Annotated in this window: 12 protein-coding genes; 6 read left to right on the top strand and 6 right to left on the bottom strand. The window is 71.3% G+C overall.

All coding sequences use genetic code 11. The features are described 5' to 3' along the window. Positions 1-15 precede the first annotated feature (15 nt). Positions 16-1,263, top strand: coding sequence for a formamidase (gene fmdA, locus ACQPY4_RS36335; protein ID WP_433328939.1), 1,248 nt, complete (start codon positions 16-18; stop codon positions 1,261-1,263). A gap of 9 nt (positions 1,264-1,272) precedes the next feature. Continuing rightward, positions 1,273-2,283, top strand: coding sequence for an alpha/beta fold hydrolase (locus ACQPY4_RS36330; RefSeq protein WP_433328937.1), 1,011 nt, complete (start codon positions 1,273-1,275; stop codon positions 2,281-2,283). A gap of 17 nt (positions 2,284-2,300) precedes the next feature. Here ACQPY4_RS36330 and ACQPY4_RS36325 read toward each other — a convergent pair whose 3' ends face one another. From ACQPY4_RS36325 to ACQPY4_RS36315, 3 genes are read right to left on the bottom strand one after another with little or no spacing between them, the layout of a single operon-like run. Continuing rightward, the gene (locus ACQPY4_RS36325; protein WP_433328935.1) at positions 2,301-3,329 is read right to left on the bottom strand and encodes an MBL fold metallo-hydrolase; all 1,029 of its coding nucleotides are present in this window, start codon (positions 3,327-3,329) and stop codon (positions 2,301-2,303) included. Positions 3,330-3,378: 49 nt separating this feature from the next. Further along, positions 3,379-4,077, bottom strand: coding sequence for a hypothetical protein (locus ACQPY4_RS36320; RefSeq protein WP_433328933.1), 699 nt, complete (start codon positions 4,075-4,077; stop codon positions 3,379-3,381). Then, positions 4,074-4,667, bottom strand: a complete 594-nt coding sequence (locus tag ACQPY4_RS36315; protein ID WP_433328931.1) for an RNA polymerase sigma factor — start codon at positions 4,665-4,667, stop codon at positions 4,074-4,076. The genes ACQPY4_RS36320 and ACQPY4_RS36315 overlap by 4 nt, the downstream gene beginning before the upstream one ends. Before the next feature lie 259 nt (positions 4,668-4,926). Between ACQPY4_RS36315 and ACQPY4_RS36310 the strand changes: the two genes are divergently transcribed. Together ACQPY4_RS36310 and ACQPY4_RS36305 are read left to right on the top strand one after the other, a co-directional pair. Beyond that, positions 4,927-6,315 (top strand): tetratricopeptide repeat protein, encoded by a 1,389-nt coding sequence (locus tag ACQPY4_RS36310; protein ID WP_433328929.1) that lies wholly within the window; start codon positions 4,927-4,929, stop codon positions 6,313-6,315. 157 nt (positions 6,316-6,472) lie between these two features. After that, positions 6,473-9,883, top strand: a complete 3,411-nt coding sequence (locus ACQPY4_RS36305; RefSeq protein ID WP_433328927.1) for a phosphodiester glycosidase family protein — start codon at positions 6,473-6,475, stop codon at positions 9,881-9,883. A 42-nt stretch (positions 9,884-9,925) separates the two neighbouring features. Here the strand turns inward: ACQPY4_RS36305 and ACQPY4_RS36300 are convergent, their stop codons facing one another. Then, positions 9,926-11,575, bottom strand: coding sequence for an LCP family protein (locus tag ACQPY4_RS36300; protein WP_433328925.1), 1,650 nt, complete (start codon positions 11,573-11,575; stop codon positions 9,926-9,928). Between the two features lie 265 nt (positions 11,576-11,840). Between ACQPY4_RS36300 and ACQPY4_RS36295 the strand changes: the two genes are divergently transcribed. Continuing rightward, positions 11,841-12,878, top strand: a complete 1,038-nt coding sequence (locus ACQPY4_RS36295; RefSeq protein WP_433328923.1) for a glycosyltransferase family 2 protein — start codon at positions 11,841-11,843, stop codon at positions 12,876-12,878. A gap of 84 nt (positions 12,879-12,962) precedes the next feature. Further along, entirely contained in the window at positions 12,963-13,709 is a 747-nt protein-coding gene (locus ACQPY4_RS36290; protein WP_433328921.1) for a hypothetical protein, read from the top strand. A 3-nt stretch (positions 13,710-13,712) separates the two neighbouring features. Here ACQPY4_RS36290 and ACQPY4_RS36285 read toward each other — a convergent pair whose 3' ends face one another. Continuing rightward, positions 13,713-14,468, bottom strand: a complete 756-nt coding sequence (locus ACQPY4_RS36285; protein WP_433328919.1) for a glycerophosphodiester phosphodiesterase — start codon at positions 14,466-14,468, stop codon at positions 13,713-13,715. Next, complete coding sequence (gene ispD, locus ACQPY4_RS36280; RefSeq protein WP_433328917.1) at positions 14,465-15,157, bottom strand: 2-C-methyl-D-erythritol 4-phosphate cytidylyltransferase; 693 nt, start codon at positions 15,155-15,157, stop codon at positions 14,465-14,467. The genes ACQPY4_RS36285 and ispD overlap by 4 nt, the downstream gene beginning before the upstream one ends. Between the last annotated feature and the right edge of the window lie 73 nt (positions 15,158-15,230).

Genomic DNA, 15,230 nt, shown 5'->3' with positions numbered 1-15,230 from the left:
CTTACGGAGGCACAGATGCCCGAAGTCGTCTTCAGCGTCGACCAGGCCCGTTCGATGCGCGACCAGTCCACGCCCGGCCACAACCGGTGGCACCCCGACATTCCCGCCGCCGCGACCGTGCGGCCGGGGTCGGAGTTCCGTGTGGAGTGCCGCGAGTGGACCGACGGCCAGATCGGCAACAACGATTCCGCCAACGACGTGCGCGATGTGAACCTGGCGCCCTGTCACATGCTGAGCGGTCCGATCGCCGTGGAGGGCGCCGAGCCCGGTGACCTCCTGATCGTCGACATCCTCGACATCGGTCCCGTCCCGCAGGAGACCGGGTCCGTGCCCGGCCAGGGCTGGGGTTACACGGGCATCTTCGCCAAGCAGAACGGCGGCGGCTTCCTCACCGACCATTACCCGGACGCCTACAAGGCCATCTGGGACTTCCACGGCCAGCAGGCGACCTCCCGGCACATCCCGGGTGTGCGCTTCACCGGCATCACCCACCCCGGCCTGTTCGGCACCGCGCCGTCCGTGGAACTGCTGGCCCGGTGGAACGCGCGGGAACGGGCACTGATCGCCACCGATCCGGACCGGGTGCCGCCGCTGGCGCTGCCGCCCCTGACCGACGGGGTGCTGGCCGGGACGCTCACCGGGGACGCCCTGGCGAAGGTGGGCGCCGAAGGAGCTCGTACGGTCCCGCCCCGTGAGAACGGCGGCAACCACGACATCAAGAACTTCACCCGGGGCGCGCGCGTCTTCTACCCCGTCCACGTGCCCGGTGCGCTGCTGTCCGGGGGCGATCTTCACTTCAGCCAGGGGGACGGCGAGATCACCTTCTGCGGCGCCATCGAGATGGGCGGCTTCATCGACTTCCATGTCGACCTGATCAAGGGCGGCATGGAGAAGTACGGCGTCACCAACAACCCGATCTTCATGCCCGGCAACGTGGAGCCGAGCCACAGCGAGTTCCTGTCGTTCATCGGGATCTCGGTGGACCACGCGACCGACACCAACTACTACAACGACGCCACGGTCGCGTACCGCAACGCCTGCCTCAACGCGATCGAGTACCTCAAGACCTTCGGCTACAGCGGCGAGCAGGCCTACCTGCTGCTGGGCGCCGCGCCGATCGAGGGACGCGTCAGCGGCGTGGTCGACATCCCCAACGCCTGCTGCTCGCTGTACCTGCCCACGTCCATCTTCGACTTCGACATCCGCCCGACCGCCGACGGTCCGCGCCGGGCCGACCGCGGCGGCTGCGCGGTCTCGTCCTGAGGACGATCGGTGACCCACGAGACCCTTGATCTGGGCGACTTCACCCTCCAGGGCGGTGCGACCCTGCGCGGGGCCCGGCTCGCGTACAGGACCTACGGGACCCTGGACGCCGACCGCGGCAACGCCATCGTGTACCCCACCTGGTACTCGGGACGGCACTGGGAGAACGAATGGCTCATCGGCCCGGGCATGGCGCTCGACCCGGACCGCTACTTCATCATCGTCCCCAACATGCTGGGCAACGGCCTGTCCAGCTCACCCAGCAACACGCCGCCCCCGTATGACCGGGCCCGCTTCCCCCACGTCACCATGTACGACAACGTGGCCGCCCAGCACCGCCTGGTCACCGAGCACCTCGGCATCGAGCGCCTCCGCCTGGTGACCGGCTGGTCCATGGGTGCCGGGCAGACCTACCAGTGGGCCGTCAGCCATCCCGACATGGTCGAGCGCATCGCCCCGTTCTGCGGCTCGTCCCGGACGAGCCCGCACAACGTGGTGTTCCTCGAGGGTGTGAAGGCGGCCCTGACGGCCGACGCGGATTTCGCCTCCGGCTGGTACGAGAAACTCCCGGTGACGGGCCTGCGCGCGATGGCCCGCGTCTATGCCGGCTGGGGTTTCTCGCAGGCCTTCTACTGGGATCACCTCTACACCCAGATGGGCTATTCCTCCCTGGAGGACTTCCTGATCGGCTTCTGGGAGGGTTTCTTCCTCGACGACCGCGACCCCAACAACCTGCTGGCCATGCTGTGGACGTGGCAGAACGCCGACGTGGGCAGGACCCCCGGCTTCGACGGCGACACCGCGGCGGCCCTTTCCTCGATCAAGGCCCGTGCCCTGGTCATGCCCGCCGAGAAGGACCTCTACTTCCCGCCCGAGGACGAGGCCTGGGCGGCACGGCACATTCCGAACCGCGAACTGCGCGTCATCCCCGGCGTCTGGGGCCACTTCGCCGGAGGCGGAGTGAACCCGGCGGACACCGCGTTCATCGACCGTGCTCTCCAGGACCTCCTTTCGGCCTAGTTGAGAGGAAGGCCCGCTCAGCGTTGGGTGGTGAGGAAGGAGCGGATCAGGCGGTGGCGGGAGAACTCGCCCAGGGAGGTCAGGCGGGCCAGTTCGTCGGGGATGAGGCGTTCCCAGGTGGGGCGTTGTTCCCAGGGGAAGGCTTCGGCGACGGCGCGGTTGACGGACAAACCGCGGGCGCGGGCGTGCTGGGCGCGGTCGGACAGGCCCTGGAGGAAGTGGAGTTTGGCCTCCATGACGCGGCGGGGGTCCTCGCGGACGACGACGCCGGGCAGGTCGGGCACGTCGGGACGCAGGGTGTGGACGCGGCCGTGGCCCTCGACCATCAGGTCGAAGTCCAGGGTCAGCAGATGCCGGAGGGTGGCCATCCAGGCCGTCCCGTCGGTCTCGTTGTTGGACGCGGAGAAGTAGGTGTCGATGAAGGTGTCGCCGACCAGCAGGACGCGCTGCTCGCGGTCGTGCAGGACCACGTGGTCGCTGCTGTGCCCGGGGGCGGGGATGACGTCCAGGCGTCCGCCGGGGAAGGGGATGCCTTCGCTGGAGTCGTGGACGTCGCCGGTGATGGGCGCGGGGGTTCCGAACGCGAAGTCGCGTACGGGGGGAAGCCTGGCCGGTGCGCGGAGCTGCTCGGTCACCGAGGCGGACAGGTGGAGTGAGGCCCCGAGGCGGTCCGCCGCCCAGCGGAGGTTGCCGGTGTGCTCCTCGTGCGCGTGGGTGGCGGTCACGGCGGTGACGGGACGCGCCGTGAGGTGGGTTCGCAGGGACCGGCGCATCCTGACCGAGCCCGGGTCGATCAGGACGCCTCGGTACCAGACCGCGGCGAAGCGCTCGCCGAACAGGAGCGGGACGAGGTCGGCCGTGGGGGCGCCCAGGAACCACAGTTCGAGGTGGTCGTCCACGAGGGTGAACCGGCGGCGGCGGGTCCTGGTGAAGTCGCGTATGTGGCGCGACTGCTCCCTGGCCGTGGTGACGGCGGCTTGTGGGAGCCATCGGAACATGCCGAGGGTGTAGCCGCTCCAGAACCCCACCGCGCCATCTTTGAACATGTTCAAACGGTAGGACCGCGTAGGGACGGTGTCCACCCCTGCGCGGGTGTCAGGGTTCGGAGTACCCCCTCCACGCGGTGATGTGGACGGGGTTGCAAGGCTTGATGGGGCCGCGCCCTAGGTAGGTGTGGCTTTGGGGAACTCCGAGGGTGCCCGAACGGGGAAGGCTGGTCTGCCTGGGCCTGGGCTTGTCCTTGAGGTCTCTGGGGTTGAAGGAGAGGGACCAGACGAGTGTTTGGCCGGGCCTGATGTCCTTCGGCTGGACGTAGAAGACCCAGTCCTTGACCCTCTTGGGGTACTTGCTTTCGTCGGCGCTGGCGTAGGGGTGCTCGACGACCATCGGCTGGCGGTCCATCGAGTCGTCCACCGGCATGGTCAGGCTGGTGCAGCGGTGTTCCTCGGGGACGTAGGTGATCAGGGAGCGCACGCCGAGCTCGGCGAGCCTGCGCTGGAGGCCGGGGGCGTCGGTGAACTCGCGGATGGTCACCTTGATGCGGCCGTCGCTCAGGCGCTCGGCCGCGTAGGCCCTCTCGGGTGGGGTGTCGCCGCCCATGAACACGGGGGCCAGGACGGCCGCCGTGGTGGTGGCCGCGATGACGGTGGCGAGGGCGAAGTAGCGGCGGCGCTTGCGGGTGGGACGTGGGGTGAACTCGGCCGTCAGGCGGGCGCGGGCGGTGATGACCGCGTCCGGGGTGGGGGACGGCCGGCTGCGGTGGTGGGCGCGCAGGCTGTTCAGGTCTTCCATCATTCGTCTCCCTCGCGCAGGGCGATGCGCAGGTGGCGGCGGGCTCGGTGCAGGCGTGAGCCGACGGTTCCGGACGGGACGCCGAGGGCCTGGCCGACCTCGTCGTAGCTCATCTCGCTGTAGGCGACCAGGAGGAGGACGTCGCGGTCGCACGGAGCCAGTTCCGCCAGGGCGGCGGCTACGTGGGGGCGCATCTGCTCGGTGGTCAGCTGGTCGTTGATCTCGTCGGTGCCGCCGTCGTGGCCGGGATCGGCCGGGGCGCGCATGAGGAGGCGGTAGGCGCGCTTCTCGGTGCGGCGGTGCCGGTGGACGAGGTTCGTCGCGATTCCGTACAGCCAGGGCCTGGCCACCGGGCGGTCGGCGTCGTAGCGGTCACGCTGGGCGAACGCGGCCAGGAAGGCCTCGGCGGCGACGTCGTCGGCGTGGTCGGCGCCCAGCCGGGACGCGACATACCGGTGGATCTCCGCGAAGTACCGGTCGAACAGCGCCGAGAAGACCTCCGGATCCGTCCTGGACCGGACGATCAGCGCGGCGTCACTCCGGTCGGGGGGCATCCCCGTGTCGGGGGTGGAGGTCGGGAGGGTGGTGGTCATACATGGGGGCCTTTCGAAAGGTGGCGCGAACACCTGTTGTTGCCCGCTCGCGTGCACCGTGTTCGCGAAGATTCTCACCTTTCTTGGTGCAACCGGTGCACTAGCAGCCCTTGACTCCGGTGGCAAGGGAGTCATGGGCATGATCATGTGTCTCGGGGGTCGCGGGACCTTGCTTGATCGCCAGATTCGGGAGCCCTCCCCGGCGCGGGCGGACAGAATGGCGGCGGTTGCTGTCCGTTCCGTCGTGGAAGGACCCGGTATGGAAGACACGCGAGCCCCGGCGGCCGTCGCCGTCGCCAACGCGTCGCTGCTCGGCGTCGGGTATCTGATGCTGGGACGGCATCTGCTCGCCGTCGTCACGGGGCTGGTCAGCCTGGTGCTCGTGATCCTTCTGGGAACGGTCGCCGAGTCGGTGTGGTTCGTGGTCGTGGTGCTGCTGTGGTGGATCGCGCTGATCGCGCACGGGTGGGTGCTGGCGCGTGGCGCTCGGGAGCCGTTGCGCGGGGGATGGGACGTCGCGCTCGGGTTCGCGGTCCCCGTCCTGCTGTTCGCCGGGTTGCTGCGGTTCGAGGCGTTCAGCGTCAAGGGCGACATCGACGACGCGCGCGGCGGTGGTGACTGCGCGAAGGCGGTGAAGGCGCAGGACGGCGTGTGGTTCGGTGTGCGCGCGGTCGATCCGGCGCAGGCCGCGCGGGGCGACGACACGGCCGAGGCGTGCAAGCGGCTGATTCTGGCCAGGGAAAGGCTCAGGACCGGGCTGACCGGCGACGCCGGGGCGCTCAGATCGGGCTTCGAGGGGCTCTCGTCGGTGCTGTCGGAGCTGCCCGGGCACCGGAAGATGGTCGAGGTCGTTCTGGACGGGTTCCTGCGCGGCCTGCCCGCCAAGAACCCCTGTGAGACGGTCGCGGTCACCGACTGGCTGCGGCAGCGGCGGGCGAGCGGGAACGCGCTCGACCGGGCGGCCGGGGTCGTCCCGCGGACGGAGCCCCCGGCGCTCGTCCAGTGCGGCGACAACCTGATGGCCGCCAAGGAGTGGGAGCAGGCCCGCACCAGGTATCAGGGGCTGCTCGATCGCTACCCGGCCTTCGAGAGCGCCGCCAAGGCCAAGGACGGAGTGTGGAAGGCCACCCTGGAGATCGAGCTGGCCAACGTCCGCAGGCTCCTCCAGGACGACACCGGCGGCACTCCCGAGTACTGCTCCAGCCCTGCCAAGTACAGCGGCGCCCCCGCTTACAAGAAGGGGACGAACCGCGCGCTCTTTTACGGGGACGACGAGTACACCAAGAAGCTCCCCGGCGGATGGAAGACCGACGACGTCACCAAGGCCGTGCTGGTGATCTGCACCGAGGACGCGGAGATGGGCAAGACCGTCCAGACCTGCCCCTACGAGAACAAGAGCCCCCTGTCCCTCGGCCGTCCGACCTATGTGAAGTTCCGCCGCGTCGCGATCCCGGTGAAGGCGTACGAGCTGCGCACCGGCAAGCTCGTGTCCGGCAAGCGGGTGGAGATCGAGGGGTCGAGCTGCCCCAGCAGGCTCCGGTACACCAGACCCTCGCTCGGCATCGACACCGGTCCGCCGAGCGAGGTGCATGTGAAGCCGTCCGACGGCGACATCCGCGAGGGGTTCGAATCGTTGGTCAACCGCTGATTTCCGCGCGTCTCGCGTGCGGGGAACGGGCAGTGCCGCGAGGCTGGTGACCTCCCGATCCTTCGTGATCAATTAGCCGGGCGGCCATCTGCGTCACCGCCGGACGCAGCGCGGGAGGTGTTGCCTGGGGCGGTCCTGTGCTGGAAGGAGCCTCACCGTGTCCGCACGTGCGCACATCGCCCGTCCCGCGACGGTGCTCGGCCTGCTGGCGACCCTGGTCGCCGGTACCGCCGTGCCCGCGCTGGCGGCGCCGCCCGACCCCGCCTCGCCCATCGCCAGGGACGCCGACCGGCTGCTGCTGCCCGCGCAGCGCGCCGACGGCCCCGCCGCCCTGGAGACCGACCGCAAGACCCGTCCGGTGGCGCCCGGCACGACGCTGACCTCGTTCGACCGGCTGGACGGCAAGGGCTGGCTCCGCGGCGACCAGCTCACCGTCGACCTCGGCGCCAAGGTCACCGCGGGCTACCTGTCGCCCGGACGGGTCTCGGCGGTCGAGCCGCTGTCCAAGCAGGCCGACCGGTCCGGCGCGATCGCCGGAGTGAACGGCGACTTCTTCGACATCAACGCCACCGGCGCCGCCAACGGGCCCGCCGTGGACGGCGGCAAGCTCGTCAAGTCCGGTAAGCCCGGATGGCCCGCCAGCACCGTGGGTGTGAGCGCCGAGGGCCTGGGCCAGATGGCCAACGTGTTCCTCGAAGGCGAGGTCACGCTCCCCGACGGCCGCAAGGTCGCGCTCAACCAGTTCAACGCGCACACCGTCCAGAAGGACGGGATCGGCGCCTTCACCTCGCTGTGGGGCACCGGCACGCGCGGCCGGTCGGTCGACGACGGCGCCCAGCGCGTGACCGAGGTGCTGGTGGTGGACGGCAGGGTCGACGCCGTCAACGACGCCCCGGGCCAGGGCGAGATCCCCGCCAACGCCTTCGTCCTGCTCGGCCGCGAGGGCGGCGGCGACACGCTGCGGGCGCTGAAGAAGGGCGACGCGGTCGCGATGGCCTACAAGCCGCGCTCGTCCGGCAAGGACGCCCGCTTCGCCGTCGGCGGCAACCAGACGCTGGTCGAGAACGGGACGATCCCCGCGCTCACCGACCCGGCGGCCCACCCCCGCACCGCGGTCGGGTTCTCGGCCGACGGCCGCCGGATGTTCATGCTGACGATCGACGGCCGCCAGGTCGACAGCCGCGGCGTGACGCTGGCCGAGATGGCCGCCCTGATGAAGGAGGCCGGGGCGCACAACGCCCTGAACCTGGACGGCGGCGGCTCGTCCACGCTGCTGGCCCGCGAGCCCGGCCAGTCGCGCGGGCAGGTCGAGAACCAGCCCTCGGACGGCGGCGAGCGCCCCACACCCAACGGGATCGGGCTGTACGCCAAGGGCAGCGGCAGGCTCACCGGGTTCTGGGTCGAGCCCGTCGCCGACCCGGTGAAGGCCCCCGGCGTCGGCCCGACCAGCGGCGGACGTCCCGACCGCGTCTTCCCCGGCCTCACCCGCAAGCTGGTGGCGCGCGGCCACGACGAGGCGCAGAGCCCCGTCGCGGCGAACCCGCGCTGGACCGCCCCCGGTTCCGAGGGGACGATCGACGCCGCGGGCGTCTTCCGCGCGCAGGTTCCCGGTGACATCAACGTCCGGGTCGCGCAGGGCAAGGCGCGCGGCGAGCTGAGGCTGACCGTGCTGAACCCGCTGGCCCGCGTCGGCGCCACCACCGACCGCGTCACCATCGGCGGGCAGGACGGACGCGGCGCCTTCGGCGTGGTCGGCTTCGACGGCGAGGGCTTCACCGCCCCGGTCGAGCCGTCGGACGCCAAGCTCACCTACGACACCTCGCTGCTGGACATCCGGCCCGGCGAGCACGGGACCTTCACCGCCACGCCCCGCAAGGCGTCCGGCTCGACGCTCGTCACGATCGACGTCAAGGGCCACAAGACCGCGCTGCCGGTCAGCGTCGGCCTGGAGGAGAAGACGATCGCCGACTTCGGCGACGGCGCCCAGTGGAAGTTCGGTTCGGCCCGCGCCACGGGCAAGGTCGAGCCGGTCGCCGAGGGCCACAACGGCCCCGGGCTGCGCCTGTCGTACGACTTCACCCAGTCGACCGCCACGCGCACGGCCTACGCCAACCCGCCCAAGCCGATCGAGGTCCCGGGTCAGCCGCAGGCGCTCGGCGCGTGGGTCCACGGCCACAACAAGGGCGAGTGGACGGCCTTCACCATCACCGACGCCAACGGGCAGACGTTCTCGCTCTACGGCCCCTACATCCGCTGGGAGGGCTGGCGCTACATCGAGATGCCGGTGCCGCAGTCGGTGGCGTTCCCCATCCGCGTGAACCGCTTCTACACGATCGAGACCGGCGCGAGCCGCCAGTACACCGGCGAGGTCCTGGTGGACGACCTGGTGGCCAAGGTGCCGCCGTCGGTCCAGACGCCCCCGGCGCAGCCGCAGCCCACCGACCCTCTGGTCATCCGGGACGGCACGGCCGACGGCCGCCGCTGGAAGTTCGCCGTCATGTCCGACGCGCAGTTCGTGGCCACCGACCCCGACAGCGAATGGGTCAGGCGCGCGCGGCGCACCCTGCGCGAGACCCTCGCCGCCAAGCCCGACTTCCTGGTGATCAACGGCGACTTCGTCGACACCGGGTACGCGGCCGACTTCGCCCTGGCCAAGAAGATCCTGGACGAGGAGCTCGGCGGCAAGCTGCCGTACTACTACGTGCCGGGCAACCACGAGGTCTACGGCTCGGGCACCATCGAGAACTTCCGCAAGGTGTTCGGCCCGCCCTCGCGCACCTTCGACCACAAGGGCACCCGGTTCGTCCTGCTGGACAGCTCCACGGGCACCTACCGCACCAGCTCGTTCGACCAGCTGCGCATGCTGAAGAGCGCCCTGGACACCGCCCGTGCCGACGCGAGCGTCGAGTCGGTCATGGTCTTCGGCCACCACCCGGCCCGCGACCCGCTGCCGAGCAGGAACAGCCAGCTCGCCGACCGCAAGGAGGCCGCGCTCCTGGAGCGCTGGACCTCGGAGTTCCGCACCGCGACCGGCAAGGGCGCCGCCGTGGTCAACGCCCACGTGGGCGTCTTCAACGCCTCGCGCGTCGACGGCGTCCCGACCTTCGTCAACGGCAACTCCGGCAAGGCCCCGGCCGCGCCCCCGGCCAGCGGAGGCTTCACCGGCTGGACGATGTTCGGCGTCGGCCCCGTGGCCCCGGCCGACCGCGAGCGCACCCGCAAGGACCCGCTCAGGGCGTCCACCCCGTGGCTGCACGCGGAGGTCCGTCCCCATGTCGACGAGCTGACCCTCAACGCCCCCCAGGAGCTGAAGACGGGCCAGAGCGCCGACGTGACCGCCACGATCCGCCAGCACGGCAAGGACATCCCGCTCGTCTACCCGATGAGCGCCGACTGGGGCGGCTCGTCCGGGCTGCACATCGGTGACCCGAAGGCGGCCCGCCCGTCTCACACGGCGACCTTCGACCCGACCACCGGGCGTCTGAAGGGGCTCCGCGAGGGCCAGATCACCCTCACCCTCACGGTCAACGGCGTGACCCGCCAGACCGCCATCACCCTCACCAAGTAGTGGCGCCGGGCCCCGGCCGCCGCGCGCGGCCGGGGCCCGGGGCTACTTGCAGAGCTTCTGCGTGGCGGAGTCGGTCTCCAGCTCTTTCTCATCGGGGGACGGGGCGGACGTCGCCTGGACCTTGACCTTCTTGGCGCCGGACCAGTCCTCGCCGACCAGGAGCTGGAGGCGCGACCCCAGCGATGACACCTTCTTGAGCTTGGCCCCCGGGATGGCGGCGGCCAGCGTCTTGGCGGCGGCCTCACCGGCGGAGCCGTACTGGATCTGGGTCGTCGCCAGGCCGCGCTGGGCGACGCCCGTGCCGACCGTGGCGTTGTCGAACCCGGCGTCCTCCAGGTCACCGGCGGCCTTGGCGGCCAGACGCGGCGTCCCGACACCGTTGAGGACGCGGACCTGGACGTCCCCCGGCGCGACCGTGAGGCCGCCCGGGTCCTTGCTCGGCGACGGGCTCGGCTTGGGCGGCTTGGTGACCGGCTCGTCCTTGCGGATCTTGGAGAACAGGTCGCGGGCGCGCTCCTCGTCCCACAGGACGGTGGACTGCGGCTGGCCCGAGTTCCACAGCATGGCGTTGTGACCCGGGTTGGACAGCGGCACCTTGGCGAAGGTGAGGTTGTCGGTCGACAGGTCCTTCATCTGCTCGGCCAGCTTCGGCAGGCCCTTGGCCAGCTTCTTGTCGACGCGCAGCGAGTCGAGCGCCGCGTTCAGGAACCGGGTCGACTTCACCGGGTCGCTGAGGGTCTTGCTGCTCAGGGCCTGCTTCATCATCGCGGCCATGAACTGCTGCTGGCGGTCGATGCGGCCCAGGTCGCTGCCGCCGGTCAGCGTGTAGCGGGCGCGGGCGAAGCCGAGGGCCTTCAGGCCGTCCACGTGGGTCTTGCCCGCCGGGAGCTGCAGACCGCTCTTCTTGTCGTTGATCGGGGTCTCGGTGCACACGTCCACGCCGCCCAGGGCGTCGACCATGTTCACGAAGCCGTAGAAGTTGACCTCGACGTAGTGGTCGATGGAGACCCGGGTGGCCCGCTTGATCGTGTCGACCGTGAGGTCGGGCCCGCCGAACTGGTACGACCACGTCAGCTTGCCCGGACGGGACGGCACGGAACTGCCCTTGGGGCCCTCGGTCCCGTTGGACTTGTGGGCAGGGATCGTGACGTAGGAGTCCCGCGGAAGGTTGACCACCGTGACCTTGTCGTGGTCGCGGGAGATGTGCACGAGCAGCATCGTGTCGGAGCGCTCGCCCGGCTCGCGGCCCAGCTTGGCCTTGCGCTGCTGCTCCCGGGTGAGGCCCTCGCGGCGGTCGACGCCCGCGACCAGGATCGTCAACGCGCCCTTGGGGGCGTCCTTGTCCTTGCCCAGGCCCTCGACGTCGACCTTGTCGATGGCGCCGGTGACGTACTCCTGGAACGCCCAGGCGCCGCCGGACGACAGCAGCACGAACGCCGAGATCGCGCCGGTCACGCCCAGGAAGCGGCGTTGCCTCCGGGCGCTGGTCGCGGCCCGGGGGCTCAGCCCGGGGCCGGGACGCCGGGGGCCGCGCGGGGCGTCGACGGTGACCCTCGGGGCCGGGACGCCGTCGATGGTGACGCCCTCGATCTCGCCGTCGTCGGACGGGTCGCCGGTGCCGCCCGCGGGACGCGGCCGGAAGTACCGCTCCAGCGGATCCGGCTCGTCGCTGGAGTCTCGCCCGTCTGCCATCCTGGCCGCCGCCCTCCCGATACGTCGCCGGCGCCTTCTGGCGGCGCTCGTCCATCAACGTTCACCACCCTAAAGTGGGGAACACCGATCCGTTCGCTACCTCGGCCTCGTGTCCTTGCAGTAACGTGGCGCCGTCTTGACCTGCTCCCGGCGGCCGCACCCTTGCCCGGGGTGTCGTGAGCGGTGTCTCAAGAGTTCGCGAGACATAGAGAGAGGAAGGGGGGCCTCCTGCGGTCCATGACCGAAGGTGCGCCCGCGAGCCCAGATGAATCCGTCTCCCCACGCGCAGAGCAGCGCCAGGCAGAGCCACGACGACCGTACGTGGCCGGCGGTGTCGGTCGTCATGCCGGTGCTGAACGAGCAGCGCCACCTGACCGACGCCGTGCGCCGCATCGTCTCCCAGGACTACCCCGGCGAGCTTGAGCTGGTGCTGGCCGTCGGCCCGTCCCGCGACCGGACCGAGGAGATCTCCGGCAAGCTGGCCGCCGAGGATCCGCGGGTCGTCCTGGTCCCCAACCCGACGGGACGCACGCCGCAGGGGCTCAACATCGCGATCAAGGCGTCCCAGTACTCGATCATCGTCCGGGTGGACGGGCACTCGCTGCTGCCCACGGACTATGTCCGCGCCGCCGTCGAGACGATGGAGGAGACCGGGGCCGACAACGTCGGCGGCATCATGGCCGCCGAGGGCGTCACCGCGTTCGAGAAGGCCGTCGCCCGGGCGATGACGTCCAAGCTGGGGGTGGGCAACGCCCGCTTCCACACCGGCGGCGAGGCGGGCGAGGTCGAGACGGTCTATCTGGGCACGTTCCGCCGCAGCGCGCTCGAACGGGTCGGCGGGTACGACGAGACGTTCGTCCGCGCGCAGGACTGGGAGATGAACCACCGGATCCGGCAGTCGGGCGGCAAGGTCTACTTCACCCCCCGTATGCGGGTCACCTATCGTCCCCGGCCCAACCTGCGGCAGCTGGCCAAGCAGTACTTCCACACCGGGCGCTGGCGCCGTGTCGTGGGGCGCGAGCACCAGGGCACCCTGAACCTGCGTTACCTGGCGCCGCCGATCGCCGTCCTGGCGATGATCGCCGGGACGGTCGCGGGCCTGGTGGGATTCTGGCCCGGCTGGCTGCTGCCGGGCGGCTACGCGGCCGCGATGCTGCTGGGCGGCGCCGTCGAGGGACGCGGCCTTCCGATCATGGCCTGGCTCCGGCTTCCGCTGGTCTTCGCCACGATGCACATCTCGTGGGGCGTCGGATTCCTGACGAGTCCTCCCGGTCTCGGGCAGCCCACTCCGGCCAAAACCTGAACCCACGCGTGAACCGGAGTGTCGGGCGCCCCGTCTGAGGGGTAGGTTGACGGATCATGCCGCCAACCTACTCAGGAGGTGGCCATGTCCAACGGCGCCAGGCACGGGCTCGGAGTCGTCGCGGGGCTCGTCGCGACCCCGGTGATCTTCGGGGGGCTGCTGCTCGGTAGCGAGCGGATGCAGCGGCAACGTCTCGAATACTTGTCCAAGGGCGACTTCACCATCGGGCTGACCGGGCTCACCGGCATCCTGGTCCTGCTGGTCACCGCCGTGGTGATCGGAGTGCTCACCGGGTCGCGACTGTCGCCGCTGGCCTCGCTGATCCCCGGCGGGCTGCTGGCGCTGTACTCGCTGCCCTGGATGGCCAAGCCGGTGTGGACCGAAGGCAAGATGCCCGACCTGCCGTCCCGGTACGAGAACGTCCATGTGTTCCTCGTCCAGTTCGGCATCCTGTTCCTGATCGGCGCGCTGCTGGCCGCGGCCTCGCTGCCGCTGGGGCGCTGGCGCGGACGTCCCGTTCCCGCGGCCATGGGCCGCCATGTCGCACCCGGGCACGTGGGCCCGCCGCCCCCTCCCGGAGCGATGCCGGGAGCGCCCCCGATGGCGCCCCAGTACGGCCGTCAGCAGCACGCCGCGCCCCCGCCGCCGCCCGAGCACCGACCGGGCGCGGGCACCCCGCCCTCACCGCCTGCGGCGTCTCCCGGGGGCGGAGGCATCCCCTTCAACGACGGACGCCCCTCTCCCGGCGGCGAGCGCAAGCAGGAGGGCGCGGGCGAGTGGACCCAGATGTACGGCGGCGACGACCTCAGAGGCGACAAGCCACCGTCCTGACGCTCAGCCGAGAGCGGCCACCACACCGGGGACGTCGTTGACGACCATGGCGTCGATGCCGGCGGCGGCGTACTCGGGTGCCCGGTCGGCCGAGGGGCACCAGGCGAGCACCTCGAGGCCCGCCTTGTGCGCCACGTCCACGCAGTGCTCCAGCGGGCGCAGCCGCGAGTCGGGATGGTCGACCCCCAGCGACGCGGTGTGCAGTCCGAGCGCCTGGAAGCCGAGCCCGGCGGCGGCGGGGACGCCGTGCCACAGCGGGAACCGCAGCCAGGTGAGCAGGCCCACCGGCACCTCGGGCAGCTCGTCGCGCAGGTAGGCCAGCAGCGAGGGGTCGAACGAGGTCACCAGAAGGGGCCTGCGGGCGGCCTCGCGCCGCAGCACGGGCGCCAGGAGCGCGCCCGTGCGCCGCGAGGGGGCGTCCACGGCGTCCTCCAGGATGGTCTTGACGTCCACGTCGAGCGCGACCTCGGGCGGGAGTGCCGCCAGGACGTCGGCGAGCCGTGGCAGGCCGCTGGCGGCCGCGGGGAGGTCGGCGAGGAAGTCGCCCCCGGCGGTCGTGGGGTCGTGCCGCAGCACCAGGTCGTCGTCGGCCGTCCGGGTCACGTCGATCTCGACCCAGGACGCGCCCGCCTCGACGGCCGCCAGGATCGAGGGCACGGTGTTCTCGGCGACGGTCGTGGCCGGGTCGCCCGGGACGGCGAGGTCCCCGGCGCCCAGCCCGCGGTGCCCGATGACGGCGGGACGGTCCTCGAAGATCACCGATCCTCCGCCGCGAGCAGCCCGGCGATCGCCACGTCCAGCGGGTGGGTCACCTTGAGGTTGCGCTCGTCGCCCGCCACGACCCTGATCGGCACGTCCGGCAGGTACCGGTGGACGATGCCGCAGTCGTCGGTCGCCAGCAGCCCGGGGTCGGCCAGCGCCAGCTCGTAGGCCTTGCGGATCGTGCCCAGCCCGAAGCCCTGCGGGGTCTGGAAACGGCACAGCGACGCGCGGGGCGGCATGCCGGTCACCACGCCGCCGGACACCTCGACGATCGTGTCGGACGTCGGGACGCCCACCGCCACCGCCTCGGCCGTGGCCAGCGCCTCCAGCGTCCGGTCGATCACGTCGGGGCCGACGAACGGGCGCGCGGCGTCGTGGAAGAGCACCTTGGAGTCGTCCGGCCGGTCGGACAGCACCCGCAGCGCCGCGACGGTCGAGGCGGTGCGGGTCTCGCCGCCCTCGACCACCGCCACGACCTTGCCGAACGGCGCCGCCATCGCGGCGGCGGCGCGCAGGTGCCCCGACGCCATCACCACGACCACCTCGTCGATGCCCGGATGCGCGTCGAACGCCGCGATCGCGTGCTGGAGGATCGGGCGCCCGCCCACCTCGATCAGCTGCTTGGGCGTGCCCGCCCCCACCCGCTCCCCGGTGCCTCCGGCGAGGACCACCGCGATCGTGGGCATGACCGTCTCTCCTTTGACTGCGCGGCGTCCGCGAGCCGCTACCCTGAGTGTCCGTCGATCGTTGGAGGCCGCC

The organism is Spirillospora sp. CA-294931 (assembly GCF_050946795.1).
In the GTDB taxonomy this organism is placed as follows: Bacteria; Actinomycetota; Actinomycetes; order Streptosporangiales; family Streptosporangiaceae; genus Spirillospora.
Note: the sequence above shows the minus strand (reverse complement) of the source record. Positions and strands in the feature narration are given on the sequence as shown.

Excerpts from the sequence above, each read along its gene's own strand:
- fmdA (WP_433328939.1), top strand. The coding sequence starts at position 16 with ATGCCCGAAGTCGTCTTCAGCGTCGACCAGGCCCGTTCGATGCGCGAC.
- ACQPY4_RS36325 (WP_433328935.1), bottom strand. The coding sequence starts at position 3,329 with ATGTTCAAAGATGGCGCGGTGGGGTTCTGGAGCGGCTACACCCTCGGC.
- ACQPY4_RS36320 (WP_433328933.1), bottom strand. The coding sequence starts at position 4,077 with ATGATGGAAGACCTGAACAGCCTGCGCGCCCACCACCGCAGCCGGCCG.
- ACQPY4_RS36315 (WP_433328931.1), bottom strand. The coding sequence starts at position 4,667 with ATGACCACCACCCTCCCGACCTCCACCCCCGACACGGGGATGCCCCCC.
- ACQPY4_RS36310 (WP_433328929.1), top strand. The coding sequence starts at position 4,927 with ATGGAAGACACGCGAGCCCCGGCGGCCGTCGCCGTCGCCAACGCGTCG.
- ACQPY4_RS36300 (WP_433328925.1), bottom strand. The coding sequence starts at position 11,575 with ATGGCAGACGGGCGAGACTCCAGCGACGAGCCGGATCCGCTGGAGCGG.
- ACQPY4_RS36295 (WP_433328923.1), top strand. The coding sequence starts at position 11,841 with ATGAATCCGTCTCCCCACGCGCAGAGCAGCGCCAGGCAGAGCCACGAC.
- ACQPY4_RS36290 (WP_433328921.1), top strand. The coding sequence starts at position 12,963 with ATGTCCAACGGCGCCAGGCACGGGCTCGGAGTCGTCGCGGGGCTCGTC.
- ispD (WP_433328917.1), bottom strand. The coding sequence starts at position 15,157 with ATGCCCACGATCGCGGTGGTCCTCGCCGGAGGCACCGGGGAGCGGGTG.